This window comes from Flexivirga sp. G2, from assembly GCF_055397625.1.
Map to the genome: position 1 here is coordinate 1,589,542 of NZ_AP039675.1, position 15,520 is coordinate 1,605,061.

Sequence of the window (15,520 nt, forward strand, 5' to 3'; positions counted from 1 at the left end):
TTCGCTGTGAGCACCGAGAAGAAGACGATCGACCGCCGGACCATCGCGAAGGGTGCGGCCTGGACGCTGCCCGTCGTCGCGACGGCTGCTGCGGCACCGGCCGCGTCCGCAAGCACCACGCCGACCTGCACCCAGTGCGCGACGCCGACGCTCAATGTGGCGACCGCCTCCGCCTCGCGCATCCGGGGTCACGCCGGCGACCTGACCATCCCGGCTGGTGCGTTCGTCGCGAATCTCGCCGGCTGCACCGGGCTCTTCAATGCCTCGGTCCTGACGGCGAACTCCGCGACCTTGACGATGAGGCACGCCGACGGTTCGACGAAGTCGTACACCACCACAAGCGGTCTGTCGGTCGGCGTGAGCGCAACGATCGCGACTGCCCTTGTCGGCGCGGCGCTGACCTTCCCTGGCGTCGAGTTTCCGAGCGGCACTTTGGTGACCCCGGGCGCCCGGCCGGTGTCGGTGTCGTTCGACGTCGTCATCCTGCTGCGGATTCTCGGTCAGGAACTGCAGTGCCCGCAGACGATCACCTTCAACTTCAGCCTGTCGGTGGGCGGCTACTCGGTCAATGGTGGCGCCGGCAACGGCTCGGCGAGCTGGCTCCTGGCGGGGCTGCTCTGACGCTCCGGTGACGTGATCGAGAACCGCCGATGGCTGGGAGGTCATCGGCGGTTTTCGACGTCCCGGGAGGTATTTCTGTGGATTTATCTAGTCCTTTCTGATTAGGCCACACGAGTGAGGCCGCACGCGGCTCTACTGTCCTCCTGTAGAGGGGCATCGCAGCGTTTCGAGCGGCCCCTGGGTCCTCGTCGAAACGTGAAAGGCATCCCAGATGACAAGTCAGCAGAAGGTCTCCCGCCGCACCATTGCCAAGGGCGCCGCGTGGTCGGTTCCCGTCGTCGCCGTTGCCGCGGCCGCGCCGGCCGCTTCGGCCAGCACGACGACCGACGTCGGCGCCTACCACATCGACGGCACGTGTGGCGTGCTCGGTGTGCTCGGTCCGGGCTTCACGCTGACTGCCGGCAGCGCGCCGCTGCCCGCGGGCACGGTCATCAACATCAACGGAGGCGGCATCGCCAACATCGGCGTGTTCTCGGTGACCGGCGGCACTGCTTCCGTCGCTGTCTTGAGCCCGACAAGCCGCTCGATCACGCTGACGGCACCGCTGGCCGCCGGTGCCCAGATGGCGTTCCGGACCACGCTGTCCATCTCTGTCGCCTTCACCCTGAACGCGGCGACGGTGCTGCCCGCCGGTTACACCGCGACTGGTGCGAAGCCGGCCGGCTCGGTCACCGCGACGCTCGTGCTCTGCAGCGGCGCCTGAGCGCAGCTTGCTGGGCAGAAAGGACGCGGACCACACGGTCCGCGTCCTTTCTTGTGTGCCCGGGGTCGCTCGTCCGCCCTACAACGGTTCCGCCTGCTCCGTAGGAAGGTCCTCGGGCGCCACGGTGTCGACCGCCATCGCGATGGCCGCCTCGCGCCAGTCGGCACGTAGTACCGCGTCCTGGATGGGGGCGTGCCCCGTGACCGGGTCTCGGCCGAGTGGGTGGTCGGCATCCACGATCGCCATACCGGGGGTGCCGGTGATCTCGAAATGTCTGGCGACCTCAACGGGGACGTACCACGCGTGCGGTGCCAAGGGCGCGAACTTCTCCTGCGCCGCGAACTGCTCGGGCGTGCCGATGAACGCGGGTTGTAGGTCGTAGCCGTCCTTCAGCAGGTGCGGCCACCACCGGAAGTCGTCGACCAGTGCATGGCAGGCGCTGCAGTGTGGAGCGAAGAAGACCAGGAACGTCGGCGGGTCCTGGAATTCGGCGATCGGCATCTCGTTGCCGTCGGCATCCTGGACGCAGAGTGTGCGAATCAGCTTCGCTCTGCGACGGTTCGCGGCGACCGAGCGCCATACGACCAGGCCACCGGCCGCTGCGAGGGCGACCACGGCAGGGATCGCGTAACACCAGCCGGCGAGTCGATCGGCGACGACCGACGCGGGGGAGCGGTGCGCGGCGAGCGCAGCGACCGCCAGCAGCACGAGCACGGCGTTGCGCACGATGGTGCGGGTGCCGACCGTGTCGTCGCCGAGCCCGCCGAAACAGTTGCACGACACCGGCACCGGTCGACGGCTCACCCGTACGACCACCACGAGGAAGCCGACGAAGAGCGCCAGGATCCCGGCGGTCGCGATCGACTGCCACGGCCCCGGCAGGAGTATGGCGCTCATGCCGAGGGCCAGCTCGATCAAGGGGAAGGCCCGCGCGGACCGCTGGTCCTGCCAGGTCCAGGTGGGAAGTCCGAATTGTGAGAGCGTCACCTGGAAGGATTTCGCGGTGCCGAGTTTCAGGACGCCGCTCGTGACGAGCACGGCTCCGACGATCCAGGTGAGAAGTGCGCCGATCGAGTCGATCATCGTCGGGTCCCCGCTGTGTTCACGCCTCGAATCCTAATGAGCGGAACGCGGATGCGCGGCCGACTCGGCGGACAGCGGAAGGCGCGCGGCCGCCATACCCTTCACCGTCAACTTCAGGTCGATACTCGCCGCACGCGTGGCAGGCCGCGTAGCATGCCGCAGATGCTGCTTGTGTGAGACGCCGGTCGACCCGCCACGGTGTGTCGATTAGGGCAGCGCCGCCATCAACGTCATCATCATGGTGACTGTGCGGCAGCCGCGTTCCGGCGTGGAGCACGCAGTCGGCATACTTGCTTTGCTTCACATCGTCTAACGCTGGAAAGGCCGTTCCTCGTGGCAACTCCGCAGAACTACTTGGCCGTCATCAAGGTCGTCGGCATCGGCGGCGGTGGCGTCAACGCAATCAATCGGATGATCGAGGTCGGTCTGAAGGGTGTCGAGTTCATCGCCATCAACACCGACGCGCAGGCCCTCCTGATGTGTGACGCTGACGTCAAGCTTGAGGTCGGTCGCGACCTGACCCGGGGTCTCGGCGCGGGCGCCGACCCGGAGGTCGGCAAGAAGGCGGCCGAGGATCACGCCGAGGACATCGAAGAGGTGCTCAAGGGCGCCGACATGGTCTTCGTCACCGCCGGCGAGGGCGGCGGCACGGGCACCGGCGGTGCGCCGGTCGTGGCCAAGATCGCCAAGAGCCTGGGTGCCCTGACCATCGGTGTCGTCACCCGTCCGTTCACCTTCGAGGGTCGCCGCCGCGCCAACCAGGCCGACCTGGGCATCAACGCGCTGCGCGAAGAGGTCGACACCCTCATCGTCATCCCCAACGACCGACTGCTGTCGATCAGCGACCGCAACGTCTCGATGCTGGACGCGTTCCACAGCGCCGACCAGGTGCTGCTGTCCGGTGTCCAGGGCATCACCGACCTGATCACCACCCCGGGTCTGATCAACCTCGACTTCGCCGACGTGAAGTCGGTCATGCAGGGCGCCGGTTCCGCACTGATGGGGATCGGTTCGGCCCGCGGCGAGGACCGCGCGGTGCAGGCCGCCGAGTTCGCGATCTCGTCCCCGCTGCTCGAGGCGAGCATCGACGGTGCGCAGGGCGTCCTGCTGTCGGTCCAGGGTGGCAGCGACCTCGGTCTGTTCGAGATCAACGAGGCCGCCCGTCTGGTCCAGGAGGCGGCGCACCCCGAGGCAAACATCATCTTCGGTGCGGTCATCGACGACGCCCTTGGCGACGAGGTGCGTGTCACGGTCATCGCGGCCGGCTTCGAGGGTGGCGCTCCCAACAAGCGCACCGACGAGCGCGCGCTCGGTCAGATCCAGGGCGCTCCGGCTCCGCGGCAGCAGCAGTCCCCGGCAACCGCCGCCGGCGCCGTGCCGCAGCAGAAGCCGCAGCCGGCCGCTCAGCAGCAGGGTGCGCCGCAGCAGCAGGGCGCGCCCCAGGGTGGCCAGCCCCAGGGTCAACCGCCGCAGGGTGGCCAGCCGCAGGGTGGTCAACAGGGTCAGCCGCAACAGGGCGGTCAGCAGCCTCAGCAGGGCGACAGCGGCCAGCAGCAGGAGGAGGCCGCGCAACCGGCCGCCAACCCGGGTGCGGTCAAGCAGACCCCGAGCAACCGCCCGCCGCGTGAGGTCAGCTTCGACGACGGCCAGGACCTCGACGTCCCCGACTTCCTGAAGTAATCCCCACGAAGTTTCTCCCCGCTTCGCTCCTCCGAATACTTCGCGGGGGCCCCAACCACGGTTACCGCATTTCGATCAGTGAGAGGTGACGATGTGGTGGTGGCGTGACCGACTGACCGGACCCGACGGTCGTACCGTCGACGTCGGCTTCACCGACATCGCAGGCGGTGTCAGCACGGCCGCTCCGATCGCGTCTCTCAATCTGGGTGGCAGGGTCGGTGACGACCCGTCGCACGTCGCGCGCAACCGTGCCGCGGTCGCAGCCGCGGTCGACGTGACGCCGGACGACCTGGTCTTCATGCACCAGACGCACAGCGACCGGGTCGTCTCGATCGACGACGGCAACCACGACCCGGAGGGTGACGGCATTGTCACGTCCGCGTCCGGTGTCGGACTCGCAGTGCTGGTCGCCGACTGCACGCCGGTCCTGCTCGCCGACCCGGGCGCCGGCGTCATCGCCGCCGTGCACGCCGGACGCCCCGGCATGATGGCACGCATCGTAGACCGCGCACTCGATCGGATGAGCGAGTGTGGAGCGACGAATCCCGTTGCTATCATTGGCCCTTCGGTCTGTGGGCGCTGCTACGAGGTCCCACTCGAAATGCGTGAGGAGGCGGCCGCGATCACTCCGGAAAGCCGCACCGTCAGCTGGACGGGAACGCCCGCGATCGACGTCGCCGGTGGTGTCGTCGCCCAGCTGCACGCGCGGGGGGTCGACACGACCTGGGTTCCCGGGTGCACCCGGGAGTCCGATCGACTGTTCTCCTACCGACGTGACCATCGGGCCGGCCGGTTCGCCGGAGTCATCGTCCAGCGAGACCCCGCATGAGCCCGATGTATGACGTCCTCCGTCGCGACGAGCTCGCCGCGAGTCTGGCGGCTGTCAACGCCCGGATAGACCGGGCGTGCACCGCCGCCGGCCGCAAGCGGGACGACGTCACGCTGATCGCGGTCACGAAGTTCTTCCCGGCGTCCGATGTGGAGCACCTGGCCGCGCTCGGGGTGACCGACGTGGGGGAGAACCGCGACCAGGAGGCCGGCGCGAAGGTCGACGAACTGCCCGGCGAGGTCCGCAGCGGTCTCAGCGTGCACTTCATCGGGCAACTCCAGTCCAACAAGGCCGGTCACGTCGTCCGCTACGCGGACGTCGTCCAGTCGGTCGACCGGGCCAAGATCGCGCGTGCCCTCGACAAGGCTGCGATCGCCGAGGACCGCACCCTCGACGTGCTCGTTCAGGTAGACCTGTCCGAAGCTTCCGGTCGCGGCGGGGTCGAACCGGCACATGCCGCGGCGCTCGCCGAGGCGATCGCCGAGTGCGCGTCGCTCCGGTTGCGCGGCGTCATGGCGGTGGCCCCGTTGGACGCCGATCCGGCCGAGGCGTTCGCACGACTCGCGAACGTGGCGGGCGTCATACGGGCCGATCATCCGGACGCGACGTGGTTGTCCGCAGGCATGAGCGGGGACCTCGAACAGGCCGTTGCCGCGGGTGCGACACACCTGCGTGTCGGCAGCGCAATCCTCGGATCTCGGCCCACTCCCCGGTAGCGTCGTCCGCGACCGACGAAACGCCTCAGAGGCTGGCCCCTTGTGGTGAGAAGGAGTGCACATTCATGGCTGGGAAGCTGCGCGCGACGATGGAATATCTCGGCTTGGCCGAGGCCGACCCGCACTACCGTGACGACGAATACGCCGGTGACTGGTCCGAGGAATATGACGAGGCGCAGGACAGCGGGTACCCCGCTGAGGAGACCCACCGCGAGCCGGCGCCGGTCACCCAGTTGCACACCTCGCCGGTCGCCCCGGCACCGCATCGGCAGGAGGCCGGCGACATGAGCCGCATCAACACGATCCACCCGCGCACCTACAACGAGGCCAAGGAGATCGGCGAGAGCTTCCGCAGCGGCGTCCCGGTCATCATGAACCTCTCGGACATGGACGACACCGACGCCAAGCGTCTGGTCGACTTCGCGGCCGGCCTGGTCTTCGGCCTGCACGGCACGATCGAGCGCGTCACCAGCAAGGTCTTCCTGCTCTCCCCGCACGGCATCGAGGTCGCCACGAGCGGGCCCGAGGCGGCCCGTCCCAGCGGCCGCGGCCTGTTCAACCAGAGCTGATCGACGCGCCGACGGCATACGCTCACGGGCTGGTGGTCGGTCCCGGCTCTCGTATGCCGTTGATATCGAACAAGCACAGGAGACGTGGGATGCGATCGGGTTGCAGGGAGCTTGCGACCGCAACCGGCGTCGCAGACCGCGCAGCCACGAAGTTGAATGCGAACAAGCACGGGAGACGTGGGATGCGATCGGGTTGCAGGGAGCTTGCGACCGCAACCGGCGTCGCAGACCGCGCAGCCATGCCGCACAATTGACTCATGTCAGCCGTGCTCACCGTGGTCTCGCTGCTGCTCTACGTCTTCTTCATCCTGTTGCTGGGGCGGCTGGTGTTGGACTGGGTGCAGGTCTTCGCCCGAAGTTGGCGCCCGCGCGGGCCAGTGCTCGTCGTCGCCGAAACCATTTACAGCACAACGGATCCGCCGTTGAAGGCGTTGCGCAAGGTCGTCCCGCCGTTGCGACTCGGGCAGGTTCGCCTGGACCTGGCGTTCCTCATCCTGATCCTGGCTGTCTCTTTGCTGCTCAGTATCATAAAGTGAGCACGATATTTATCCGATTGTTGCGGCGAGCGCCGCGTGTCCACCTGGACACGCATGCTTTCCGTCCCGAAGTACTAACTGAGGTGCACACATGGCGTTGACGCCAGAAGACGTGGTCAAGAAGGAGTTCACCAAGCCCAAGGGCTTCGGTCGTAGCGGTTACGACGAGATCCAGGTGGACGACTTCCTCGACGAGATCGTGGTCGAGCTGCGTCGGCTGAACGCTGAGAACGAGGACGTAACGTCCAAGCTCGAGGACTGCCGTCGTTCCAAGGGCGTTCCGGGCCGCAGCGAAGCCGATGCAGGTCAGGGTTCCTCCCCGGCCGCCGCCGTGCCGGCGCTCACGCCGGTCAACCGTCGCAATGACGACGCGGACCAGACCCAGGTGGTGCCCAGCGCCAAGGACGCCGAGGCCGCCAAGGCTGCCAAGGTCGAGCTGGAGAAGACCCAGGGTGAGCTGAAGTCCAGCCAGGGTGAGTTGAAGTCGACCCAGGCCAACCTCAAGTCCGCCAAGGACGAGTTGACCCGTACCAAGGCCGAGCTCGACCAGGTCCAGAACGCTCTCGCCGCCGCCAAGAAGGAGCACGCGCAGCTGCAGGAGCAGCACCAGGCGCGGCTCGCCGAGCAGCAGGCTGCGGCGGCCAAGTCCGCCGACAACCAGCAGGCAGCGCCCAAGCCGGGTGAGCTGAAGCCGGCCGACGCTCGCGCCACCAACGCGGATGTCGCCGCGATCGCGTCGACCGAGGGCGCCGCCGGTGTCATCGCGCTGGCGCAGCGGTTGCACGACGAGCACGTCCACGAGGGTGAGTCCAAGCGCGACCGTCTCATCAGCGATGCGCAGGCGCACCACGACAAGGTCGTCGGCGAGGCCAACGCACAGCGCGATCGTTTGGTCACCGAGGCGCAGGCGCACCACGACAAGGTCGTCGGCGAGGCCAACGCCAAGCGCGACGAGCTCATCGGTTCGGCGCACATCAAGCACGACGAGCTGATCAGCGCCGCGCAGAGCCGTCACGACGAGCTGTTGTCGACCGGCCAGAGCAAGCACGACGAGCTGGTCCGCACCGGCACCGAGAAGTCGGAGAAGATGGTGCGCGAGGCCGAGGACCGCAAGAACCGCATCCTGGGTGAGCTCAACTCCGAGCGCGAGAAGGTCAGCGGTCACATCGACCAGCTGCGGTCCTTCGAGGGCGACTACCGCACCAAGCTGCGCGGCTACATCGAGGACCACCTCACGCAGCTGGACCACACGGCGGTCGAGGAGAAGCCGAAGACCAAGAGCTGACCTTCAGCTCCGTGGTCTGACACGCCATACCACGAGCCGTCGGGCGCGGGTGCCATCCGTTACAGTGAGGCTCCCGTGTCCGGCGGCTTCGTCGTCGGACACCGCCTTCGTTCGGTGGTCAGACCTACGCGAAGGCGCCGGCGTTCGTGCTGCGGTCCTCGCAGCCGTGGAACTCCGGCGCCAAATTCGTTGTATGTCGGCTGTGTGTCGCTTATTCTGCCCGCAGTCACATCGGGGGCAGAGGCCCGGCGCATCCATCGGGTGAACCGGTCTGCTGCGACAGGAAGGTATGCGATGCCAGCCAAGAAGACGGCCTCTGGCTCGTCCAGCACTGCGTCCTCCACTCGGAGTCGCTCGCGCGTCACCACTGCACTCCGCAAGGCCACGGGTGTCGTCGCGAAGGCAGCCGGGCGCAGTGAGTCGCCTTCCCGGCCGGCCGCCAAGAAGTCCGCCGCCAAGAAGACAGCCACCCCGAAGTCCGCTGCCAAGAAGTCCGCCGTCAAGAAGGCAGCGACGAAGAAGGCCGTCACGAAGAAGGCCGCCGCCACCAAGACCGCTGCAGCGCGGAAGGTGACCCAGGCGAAGAAGGCCGCGGCGAAGAAGGCTCCCGCCACGAAGGTGGCCAAGAAGGCGACGGCGAAGAAGGCCGCCGTGAAGGCGACGCCCACCGCCACGAACACGAAGACCACCGGCAGCAAGAAGACCACCGGCACCAAGAAGGCCGCCGCTCCCGCTCAGCGGGCAGCGACACCGAAGACCCGGGTTGCCAAGAAGTCGGCAACTCCGAGCACGACCCGGAAGACGACCGCAGCTGCCGCGAAAGCGGCACCGACAAAGAAGGCCGCCACGAACACCACCACTGCCAACAAGTCCGCGACACCTCGCAACCTGAAGGTCCGCGACGACGAATCCCCTTGGACTCCAAAAGAACTCGCTGCCGTGCGCGCCGAGCTGGAGGGCGACGTCGAGCGCCTGACGGCCGAGCTCAACGGCTTCGAGAACGACATTGCCGGTCTGATCAAGGACAGCGGCGACGGTGCCGGTGACGACCAGGCCGACGCTGGTGCCAAGACCTTCGAGCGCGAGCACGAGTACTCCCTCGCGCAGAACTCCCGGGACCTGCTGGAACAATCGGTGCATGCGCTCGAACGCATCGACGACGGCACCTACGGAGTTTGTGAAAATTGTGGCAACGCGATCGGCAAGCTGCGGCTGCAGGCATTCCCCCGGGCGACGCTGTGCCTGAGCTGCAAGGCCAAGCAGGAGCGGCGCTGACCTCCGAGGAGCCCACCGACCAGCAGGACCCTGCACCGACGACACCGCAGCGCCCTTCCGCTCAGCTGATCGCGCTGCTGGTGGGCGTTGCCGTCATCGGTTACGGCCTCGACCAGGCCACCAAGGCCTGGGCGTCGTCCGCGCTGGAGCCGGACCAGCCGAAGCAGCTCATCGGCACCCTGTTGCAGTTGCGACTGACCCACAACCCGGGTGCGGCGTTCTCGATCGCCACCAATGCCACCTGGGTGCTCACCATCATCGCCGCTGCAGTGATCGTGGCCACGATCTTCTTCGCGCGCCGGTTGCGCAGCCAGCCCTGGGCGTGTGCCCTCGGCCTGCTGATCGGCGGAGCGTTGGGCAACCTGACCGACCGGTTCGTGCGGGCCCCCGGCGGCGGCAAGGGTCACGTGGTCGACTTCCTGGAGCTGCCGCACTGGCCCATCTTCAACGTCGCCGACTGCTGTGTGGTCAGCGCCGCGTGTCTCATCGCCCTCCTGGCGTTCCTCGGGATCGGCATCGACGGCCGGCGCGCTGCCGCCACCCCTGCGAAGGGCGACGCAACGGATGACTGAGGTCAAGGCGCTCGGCATACCCGACGGACTCGAGGGTGAGCGGGTGGACGCCGCGATCGCCCGGGTGCTCGGCTTCTCGCGCACTCAGGCGGCCCAGCTCGCCGCCGACGGCGAGGTGACGCTCGACGGCAAGGTCGTCGGCAAGTCCGACCGGGTCAGTGCCGGCCAATGGCTCGAGGTGCGTATGCCGGATCGCGTCGGCCCGCGGGTCGCCGAGGTCAAGCCGCAGCTCGTCGAGGGCCTGCGGATCGTGCACGACGACACCGAGATCGTCGTCGTCGACAAGCCGGCCGGTGTCGCGGCGCACCCCAGCGTCGGCTGGGACGGTCCGGACGTGGTCAGCGGACTGGCCGCTGCCGGTTATCGCATCTCCACCTCGGGAGCGGCCGAGCGCCAGGGCATCGTGCAGCGTCTCGACGTCGGCACGAGCGGTCTGATGGTCGTGGCCAAGAGCGAGCGTGCCTACACGGTGCTCAAACAGGCGTTCCGGGACCGCACGGTCGACAAGACCTACCACGCACTCGTGCAGGGTCTACCCGACCCGGTGGTGGGCACCATCGAGGCGCCGATCGGCCGACACCCCGGGCATGACTACAAGTTCGCGGTGATGCAGGCCGGGCGCGCGAGCGTCACGCACTACGAGCTGCTCGAGGCATTCCGGTCGATGAGCCTGCTGACGATCCACCTGGAGACCGGGCGCACCCACCAGATCCGCGTGCACTTCGCGGCCCTGCATCGACCGCTGGTCGGCGACCCGCTCTACGGCTCGGACCCGACGGTGGCCAAGCGGCTCGGGCTGACCCGGCAGTGGTTGCACGCGACCGAACTCGGCTTCACCCATCCCGGTTCGGGGGAGTGGGTCACCTTCGAGAGCCCGTACCCGGCAGACCTCGAGCACGCCCTGGAGATCGCCCGGGCGCACTGACGCACGAGGGGTCTGAGGTTCGAGCGCCTGACGTTCGAGCGGCCAGCCGGGTTGGGCGCGGTCCCGTGCATAACCGGCGACGGTCACTGGTTGGGCGGCTGAATCGGCGGGATCTCGTGCATAACCGGCGACAGTCGCCATGTGCAGTGTCCCAACGTATGACGCCCCGCTCGTGCGCCGGGCGGGGCGTCATACGGACGTGGCGTTGATCAGCCGGTCACTCCGAGAGTGGTTGTGGCGGGTGACGGCGTCGGGGGCTCGTTGGTTGGCTGGTTGGTCGGCTCATTGGTCGGCTCGGCCGTCGGCTGCTTCGAGGCGCCGGAACTGCACACTGTCGAGTAGCCGGCGAGACCCTTACCGCCCAGTTCGAAGCTCTTGCCGATGGGCGCTGCGTACTTCTGCGGCCCTAGCTCCGTGTTGAGCCAGGCATGGGTCACCGAGGCCGGCCAGGACACCGTGGTGCTGCGAGTCTGTCCTGGTCGCATCCAGCCCAGGTCCGAACTCACATACGTTTGCAGACCGTTCGGCGCGGCTCCGCCGAGGCTCTGCAGATTGTCGATGCGTACCGACGTCGAGTAGCGCTCGTCCTTGAGGACGGTGATGGTGACGATCGACGTCTGTCGGTGCTGGGCCTGGTCGGTCGCAGTGCACGTGCCGGGCGCGATGTGCACGATCAACTGGTCCTCGATCGGCGCCGCAGTACTCGGCGCGGCCACTGACGAGCTGGCGGCCGCTGTGGTGCTGCCCCCGGCTGCGGACGGTGCCGCATTGCTCGCCGTACTGGCGGCGATCGCACCGGAGGCGGTGACCGCTCCGACGATGCCGGCGACGACGAAGTGGTTGGTTGCGAACTTCATGCTTCCCCCTTGCAATGGCGTGCGTGGTGCACGCAGCGTGTTGTTGCCTTGCATAGGAAGGGACGTGGGGGACCGGTGTCGGTTGGGCCTCGTGGCGGACTTCGGCCTAGGTCCTAGGCAACCCCTCACCCGACGCTGGTCCTTGGGCTGAGCTCGTTCGGGAGGGTCTTAGGACTCCCGGATGCGCGGGCATGATGTCGAGGACGCGCGCCATACCACCAGACACATCCGTCACAGATCCGCGTGCCATGACGGACCTGTCCGACCCCGGATCTAGACTCATCGCGATGTCCGATCCCGCCGCCTCCGCAGACTTCGTGCACCTGCATGTGCACACCGAATACTCGATGCTCGACGGCGCCGCAAACGTCGGGCGGATGTTCGAGGAGGTGGAACGTCTCGGCATGCCGGCGATCGCGATGAGCGACCACGGCAACATGTTCGGTGCCTACGAATTCTTCGGCGCCGCAAAGGATTCCCCGGTCAAACCGATCATCGGCATAGAGGCCTATGTCGCTCCGAGCACGCGGCATTCGCGCAAGCAGGAGTTCTGGGCACCGGGCGGCAAGCGCGACGCCAACGTCGACGGTGAGGGCGGCAAGGACGTCTCCGGCGGCGGTCGCTACACGCACATGACGATGTGGGCCAAGGACGCCCCGGGTCTGCGCAACCTCTTCAAGCTCAGCTCGCTGGCCAGCTTCGAGGGCTACTACATGAAGCCCCGGATGGACCGTGAGCTGTTGGCCGAGCACGCCCAGGGCATCGTCGCGACGACCGGGTGCCCGTCCGGCGAGGTGCAGACCCGGTTGCGGCTCGGACAGTTCGACGAGGCCGTCGCGGCGGCGGCGGCATACCAGGACATCTTCGGCAAGGACAACTACTTCCTGGAGCTGATGGACCACGGTCTCGACATCGAGCGTTCCGTGCGATCCGGGCTGCTGGACATCGCCAAGAAGCTCGACATCCCGCTGCTGGCGACCAACGACAGCCACTACGTCACCGAGGGTGAGGCCGACAGTCACGACGACCTGCTGTGCATCGGCGTCGGCAAGAACAAGGACGACCCGGGCCGGTTCAAGTTCAACGGCACCGGCTACTACCTGAAGTCCGCCGACGAGATGCGGCAGCTGTTCCGCGAGCTGCCCGAGGCGTGCGACAACACCCTGCGGGTCGCCGAGATGATCGGCGACTACAACGAGGTCTTCGAGTATGTCGACCGGATGCCGCAGTTCCCGGACGTGCCGGAGGGGCAGACCCAGGCGTCGTTCCTGCGTGAGCAGATCCAGCTCGGCCTGAAGGAGCGCTACGGCGACAACCCGAGCCAGGAAGTGCTCGACCGGATCGAGACCGAGATGAAGGTCATCGAGCCGATGGGCTTCTCGTCGTACTTCCTCGTGGTGGCCGACATCTGCCGCTACGCCCGCGACAACGGCGTGCCCGTCGGGCCAGGTCGTGGTTCGGCGACCGGTTCGATGGTCGCCTACCTGACCCGCATCACCGAGCTCGACCCGCTGGAGCACCAGCTGCTGTTCGAGCGGTTCCTCAACCCCGAGCGCATCAACCCGCCGGATGTCGACCTCGACTTCGACGACCGCCAGCGCGACAAGATGGTGCACTACGTCACCGAGAAGTACGGCTCGGCATACACCGCACAGGTCAACACCTTCTCCACCATCAAGGCGAAGGCCGCGATCAAGGACGCCAACCGCATCCTGGGCTTCCCGTTCAGTCTCGGTGACCAGATCTCCAAGGCGATGCCGCCGGACGTGCAGGGCAAGGGTGTCCCGCTGGCCGCGACGTATGACGAGAAGCACCCGCGCTACTCCGAGGGCGTCGACTTCCGCGCGATGATCCAGGCCCAGCCCGAGGTCAAGAAGGTCTTCGACACCGCGCGCGGTCTGGAGGGCAAGATCCGCGGCACCGGTGTGCACGCGGCCGCGGTCATCCTGTCGTCGGCACCGCTGCTCGACCTGATCCCGATGCACCGCCGGGACAAGGACGGCACGATCATCACCGGTTTCTCGTACCCGCAGTGCGAGGACATGGGCCTGATCAAGATGGACTTCCTGGGGTTGCGCAACCTCGGCATCATCGACCACGCCCTCAAGAACATCGAGTCCAACCGCGGCGAGACCATCACCACCGAGGGCATCCCGCTGGACGACGAGAAGACCTACAAGCTGCTCGCCAGCGGTGACACGCTCGGTGTCTTCCAGCTCGACGGTGGCGCCATGCGCAGCCTGCTGCGGCTGATGGTGCCGACCCGATTCGAGGACATCGCCGCCGTCCTGGCGCTCTACCGGCCGGGACCGATGGCCGCCAACGCGCACGTCAACTACGCCGAGCGCAAGAACGGCCGGCAGGAGATCACCCCGATCCACCCGGAGCTGAAGGAAGCGCTGGACCCGATCCTCGGCACGACCTACCACCTGCTGGTCTACCAGGAGCAGATCATGGCCATCGCCCGCGAGCTCGCGGGTTACACCCTCGGCGGTGCGGATCTGCTGCGCCGGGCCATGGGTAAGAAGAAGCCCGAGGTGCTGGCCAAGGAGTGGGACAACTTCTCCGCCGGCATGATCAAGAACGGCTTCTCGCCCGAGGCGACCCAGGCGCTGTGGGACGTCATGCTGCCGTTCTCCGGTTACGCATTCAACAAGTCGCACACCGCCGGTTACGGACTGGTGAGCTACTGGACGGCATACCTCAAGGCCAACTACCCGGCCGAGTACGCCGCCGCGCTGCTCACCTCGGTGAGTGACACCAAGGACAAGATGGCCATCTATCTGGCCGACACGCGCAAGCTCGGCATCCAGGTGCTGCCGCCGTCGGTCAACGAGTCGTCGCACGACTTCACCGCGGTCGGTGAGGACATCCGCTTCGGCCTCGGTGCGGTCCGCAACGTCGGTGGCAACGTCGTCGACGCGACGGTCCGGGCGCGCGAGACGAAGGGCAAGTTCTCCTCGTTCGAGGACTTCCTGCGCAAGGGCGGCACCGCCGTCTGCAACAAGCGCACCGTCGAATCCCTTGTGAAGGCAGGCGCTTTCGACGATCTCGGGCACACCCGGCAAGGCCTGGTCGCCATCCACGAGACCTATGTCGACTCGCTCGCCGACGAGGCGAAGAAGAGCGAGCAGGGTCAGGAGAGCCTGTTCGCCGGGTTCGGCGACGAGGAGGGCGTGAGCCTGGCGGCGCTGCCGCCGATCCCGGAGATGGAGTGGGACAAGCAGACGAAGCTGGCGTTCGAGCGGGACATGCTCGGGCTCTATGTCTCCGACCATCCGTTGTTCGGCATCGAGCACGTGCTCTCGCAGCACGCGGACGTCTCGATCGCCAAGCTGCACGGTGACGACACCCCGAAGGAAGGCTCGATGATCACCATCGCAGGCCTGATCACCGGGCTGCAGCTGAAGCGCAACAAGCGCGGTGAGCTGTGGGCGATCGCGACGGTCGAGGACCTCGAGGGCAGCGTCGAGGTGCTGTTCTTCGCCAAGACCTACATGACCGTCTCGACGATGCTCAGCCCGGACACGGTGTGCGTCATCAAGGGTCGGGTGATGGAGCGTGACGACACGATCTCGTTGAACGCGCAGGAGCTGACGATCCCGGAGCTGAAGGGCGACGTGCGCGGCCCGGTCGTGCTGACCCTGCCGCTCGTGCGGGCCAACAACGGTCTGGCGCACCGGCTCAAGGGCGTCCTCGGTGAGCACCCCGGCGCAACCGAGGTGCACCTGAAGCTCACCCAGCCGGGTCGGTCGGTCACCGTGCGACTCGAGGACGGCCTGCGGGTCACCGCCTCGCCGGCGCTGTTCGGCGACCTCAAGGCGCTGCTCGGCCCGGCCTGCCTCGTCGGGTAACCCCAAGAGCTGGTC

14 protein-coding genes are annotated in these 15,520 nt (G+C 67.3%); 12 read left to right on the plus strand and 2 right to left on the minus strand.

The features are described 5' to 3' along the window. Positions 1 to 6: 6 nt before the first annotated feature. Together ACZ50J_RS07655 and ACZ50J_RS07660 are read left to right on the plus strand one after the other, a co-directional pair. Complete coding sequence (locus ACZ50J_RS07655) at positions 7 to 621, plus strand: hypothetical protein (protein WP_464300672.1); 615 nt, start codon at positions 7 to 9, stop codon at positions 619 to 621. 211 nt (positions 622 to 832) lie between these two features. Then, positions 833 to 1,324 carry a hypothetical protein gene (locus ACZ50J_RS07660; protein WP_464300673.1) on the plus strand — a complete coding sequence of 164 codons (492 nt, stop codon included), beginning with the start codon at positions 833 to 835 and terminating at the stop codon, positions 1,322 to 1,324. Positions 1,325 to 1,402: 78 nt separating this feature from the next. Here the strand turns inward: ACZ50J_RS07660 and ACZ50J_RS07665 are convergent, their stop codons facing one another. Next, positions 1,403 to 2,407 carry a TlpA family protein disulfide reductase gene (locus ACZ50J_RS07665; RefSeq protein WP_464300674.1) on the minus strand — a complete coding sequence of 335 codons (1,005 nt, stop codon included), beginning with the start codon at positions 2,405 to 2,407 and terminating at the stop codon, positions 1,403 to 1,405. A 333-nt stretch (positions 2,408 to 2,740) separates the two neighbouring features. Here ACZ50J_RS07665 and ftsZ point away from each other — a divergent pair, with 333 nt between their 5' ends. The 9 genes from ftsZ to ACZ50J_RS07710 all read left to right on the plus strand — a co-directional run bounded on the left by ftsZ (position 2,741) and on the right by ACZ50J_RS07710 (position 10,794). After that, complete coding sequence (gene ftsZ / locus ACZ50J_RS07670) at positions 2,741 to 4,087, plus strand: cell division protein FtsZ (protein ID WP_464300675.1); 1,347 nt, start codon at positions 2,741 to 2,743, stop codon at positions 4,085 to 4,087. A gap of 91 nt (positions 4,088 to 4,178) precedes the next feature. Beyond that, on the plus strand, positions 4,179 to 4,916 hold the full coding sequence (gene pgeF / locus ACZ50J_RS07675; protein ID WP_464301329.1) for a peptidoglycan editing factor PgeF: 738 nt from the start codon (positions 4,179 to 4,181) through the stop codon (positions 4,914 to 4,916). Continuing rightward, positions 4,913 to 5,632, plus strand: coding sequence for a YggS family pyridoxal phosphate-dependent enzyme (locus ACZ50J_RS07680; protein ID WP_464300676.1), 720 nt, complete (start codon positions 4,913 to 4,915; stop codon positions 5,630 to 5,632). The genes pgeF and ACZ50J_RS07680 overlap by 4 nt, the downstream gene beginning before the upstream one ends. Positions 5,633 to 5,697: 65 nt before the next feature. Continuing rightward, entirely contained in the window at positions 5,698 to 6,201 is a 504-nt protein-coding gene (locus ACZ50J_RS07685) for a cell division protein SepF (RefSeq protein ID WP_464300677.1), read from the plus strand. 257 nt (positions 6,202 to 6,458) lie between these two features. Continuing rightward, complete coding sequence (locus tag ACZ50J_RS07690) at positions 6,459 to 6,737, plus strand: YggT family protein (protein WP_325547945.1); 279 nt, start codon at positions 6,459 to 6,461, stop codon at positions 6,735 to 6,737. A 91-nt stretch (positions 6,738 to 6,828) separates the two neighbouring features. Continuing rightward, the gene (locus tag ACZ50J_RS07695; RefSeq protein WP_464300678.1) at positions 6,829 to 8,022 is read left to right on the plus strand and encodes a DivIVA domain-containing protein; all 1,194 of its coding nucleotides are present in this window, start codon (positions 6,829 to 6,831) and stop codon (positions 8,020 to 8,022) included. A gap of 294 nt (positions 8,023 to 8,316) precedes the next feature. Then, the gene (locus ACZ50J_RS07700; protein WP_464300679.1) at positions 8,317 to 9,297 is read left to right on the plus strand and encodes a TraR/DksA family transcriptional regulator; all 981 of its coding nucleotides are present in this window, start codon (positions 8,317 to 8,319) and stop codon (positions 9,295 to 9,297) included. Further along, a complete protein-coding gene (lspA, locus tag ACZ50J_RS07705; protein WP_464300680.1) occupies positions 9,261 to 9,869 on the plus strand; it encodes a signal peptidase II in 609 nt (202 codons plus the stop codon). Before ACZ50J_RS07700 ends, lspA begins: the two co-directional genes overlap by 37 nt. Beyond that, the gene (locus ACZ50J_RS07710) at positions 9,862 to 10,794 is read left to right on the plus strand and encodes an RluA family pseudouridine synthase (protein ID WP_464300681.1); all 933 of its coding nucleotides are present in this window, start codon (positions 9,862 to 9,864) and stop codon (positions 10,792 to 10,794) included. The genes lspA and ACZ50J_RS07710 overlap by 8 nt, the downstream gene beginning before the upstream one ends. 209 nt (positions 10,795 to 11,003) lie before the next feature. Here ACZ50J_RS07710 and ACZ50J_RS07715 read toward each other — a convergent pair whose 3' ends face one another. Beyond that, positions 11,004 to 11,651, minus strand: coding sequence for a hypothetical protein (locus tag ACZ50J_RS07715; RefSeq protein ID WP_464300682.1), 648 nt, complete (start codon positions 11,649 to 11,651; stop codon positions 11,004 to 11,006). 287 nt (positions 11,652 to 11,938) lie between these two features. Here ACZ50J_RS07715 and dnaE point away from each other — a divergent pair, with 287 nt between their 5' ends. Continuing rightward, positions 11,939 to 15,505, plus strand: a complete 3,567-nt coding sequence (gene dnaE, locus ACZ50J_RS07720; RefSeq protein ID WP_464300683.1) for a DNA polymerase III subunit alpha — start codon at positions 11,939 to 11,941, stop codon at positions 15,503 to 15,505. Positions 15,506 to 15,520 lie beyond the last annotated feature (15 nt).

Coding starts and splice junctions, on each gene's coding strand:
- pgeF (WP_464301329.1), top strand. CDS start 4,179: ATGTGGTGGTGGCGTGACCGACTGACCGGACCCGACGGTCGTACCGTC.
- dnaE (WP_464300683.1), top strand. CDS start 11,939: ATGTCCGATCCCGCCGCCTCCGCAGACTTCGTGCACCTGCATGTGCAC.
- ACZ50J_RS07715 (WP_464300682.1), bottom strand. CDS start 11,651: ATGAAGTTCGCAACCAACCACTTCGTCGTCGCCGGCATCGTCGGAGCG.
- ACZ50J_RS07710 (WP_464300681.1), top strand. CDS start 9,862: ATGACTGAGGTCAAGGCGCTCGGCATACCCGACGGACTCGAGGGTGAG.
- ACZ50J_RS07665 (WP_464300674.1), bottom strand. CDS start 2,407: ATGATCGACTCGATCGGCGCACTTCTCACCTGGATCGTCGGAGCCGTG.
- ACZ50J_RS07660 (WP_464300673.1), top strand. CDS start 833: ATGACAAGTCAGCAGAAGGTCTCCCGCCGCACCATTGCCAAGGGCGCC.
- ACZ50J_RS07685 (WP_464300677.1), top strand. CDS start 5,698: ATGGCTGGGAAGCTGCGCGCGACGATGGAATATCTCGGCTTGGCCGAG.
- ACZ50J_RS07690 (WP_325547945.1), top strand. CDS start 6,459: ATGTCAGCCGTGCTCACCGTGGTCTCGCTGCTGCTCTACGTCTTCTTC.
- ACZ50J_RS07700 (WP_464300679.1), top strand. CDS start 8,317: ATGCCAGCCAAGAAGACGGCCTCTGGCTCGTCCAGCACTGCGTCCTCC.
- ACZ50J_RS07695 (WP_464300678.1), top strand. CDS start 6,829: ATGGCGTTGACGCCAGAAGACGTGGTCAAGAAGGAGTTCACCAAGCCC.
- ACZ50J_RS07680 (WP_464300676.1), top strand. CDS start 4,913: ATGAGCCCGATGTATGACGTCCTCCGTCGCGACGAGCTCGCCGCGAGT.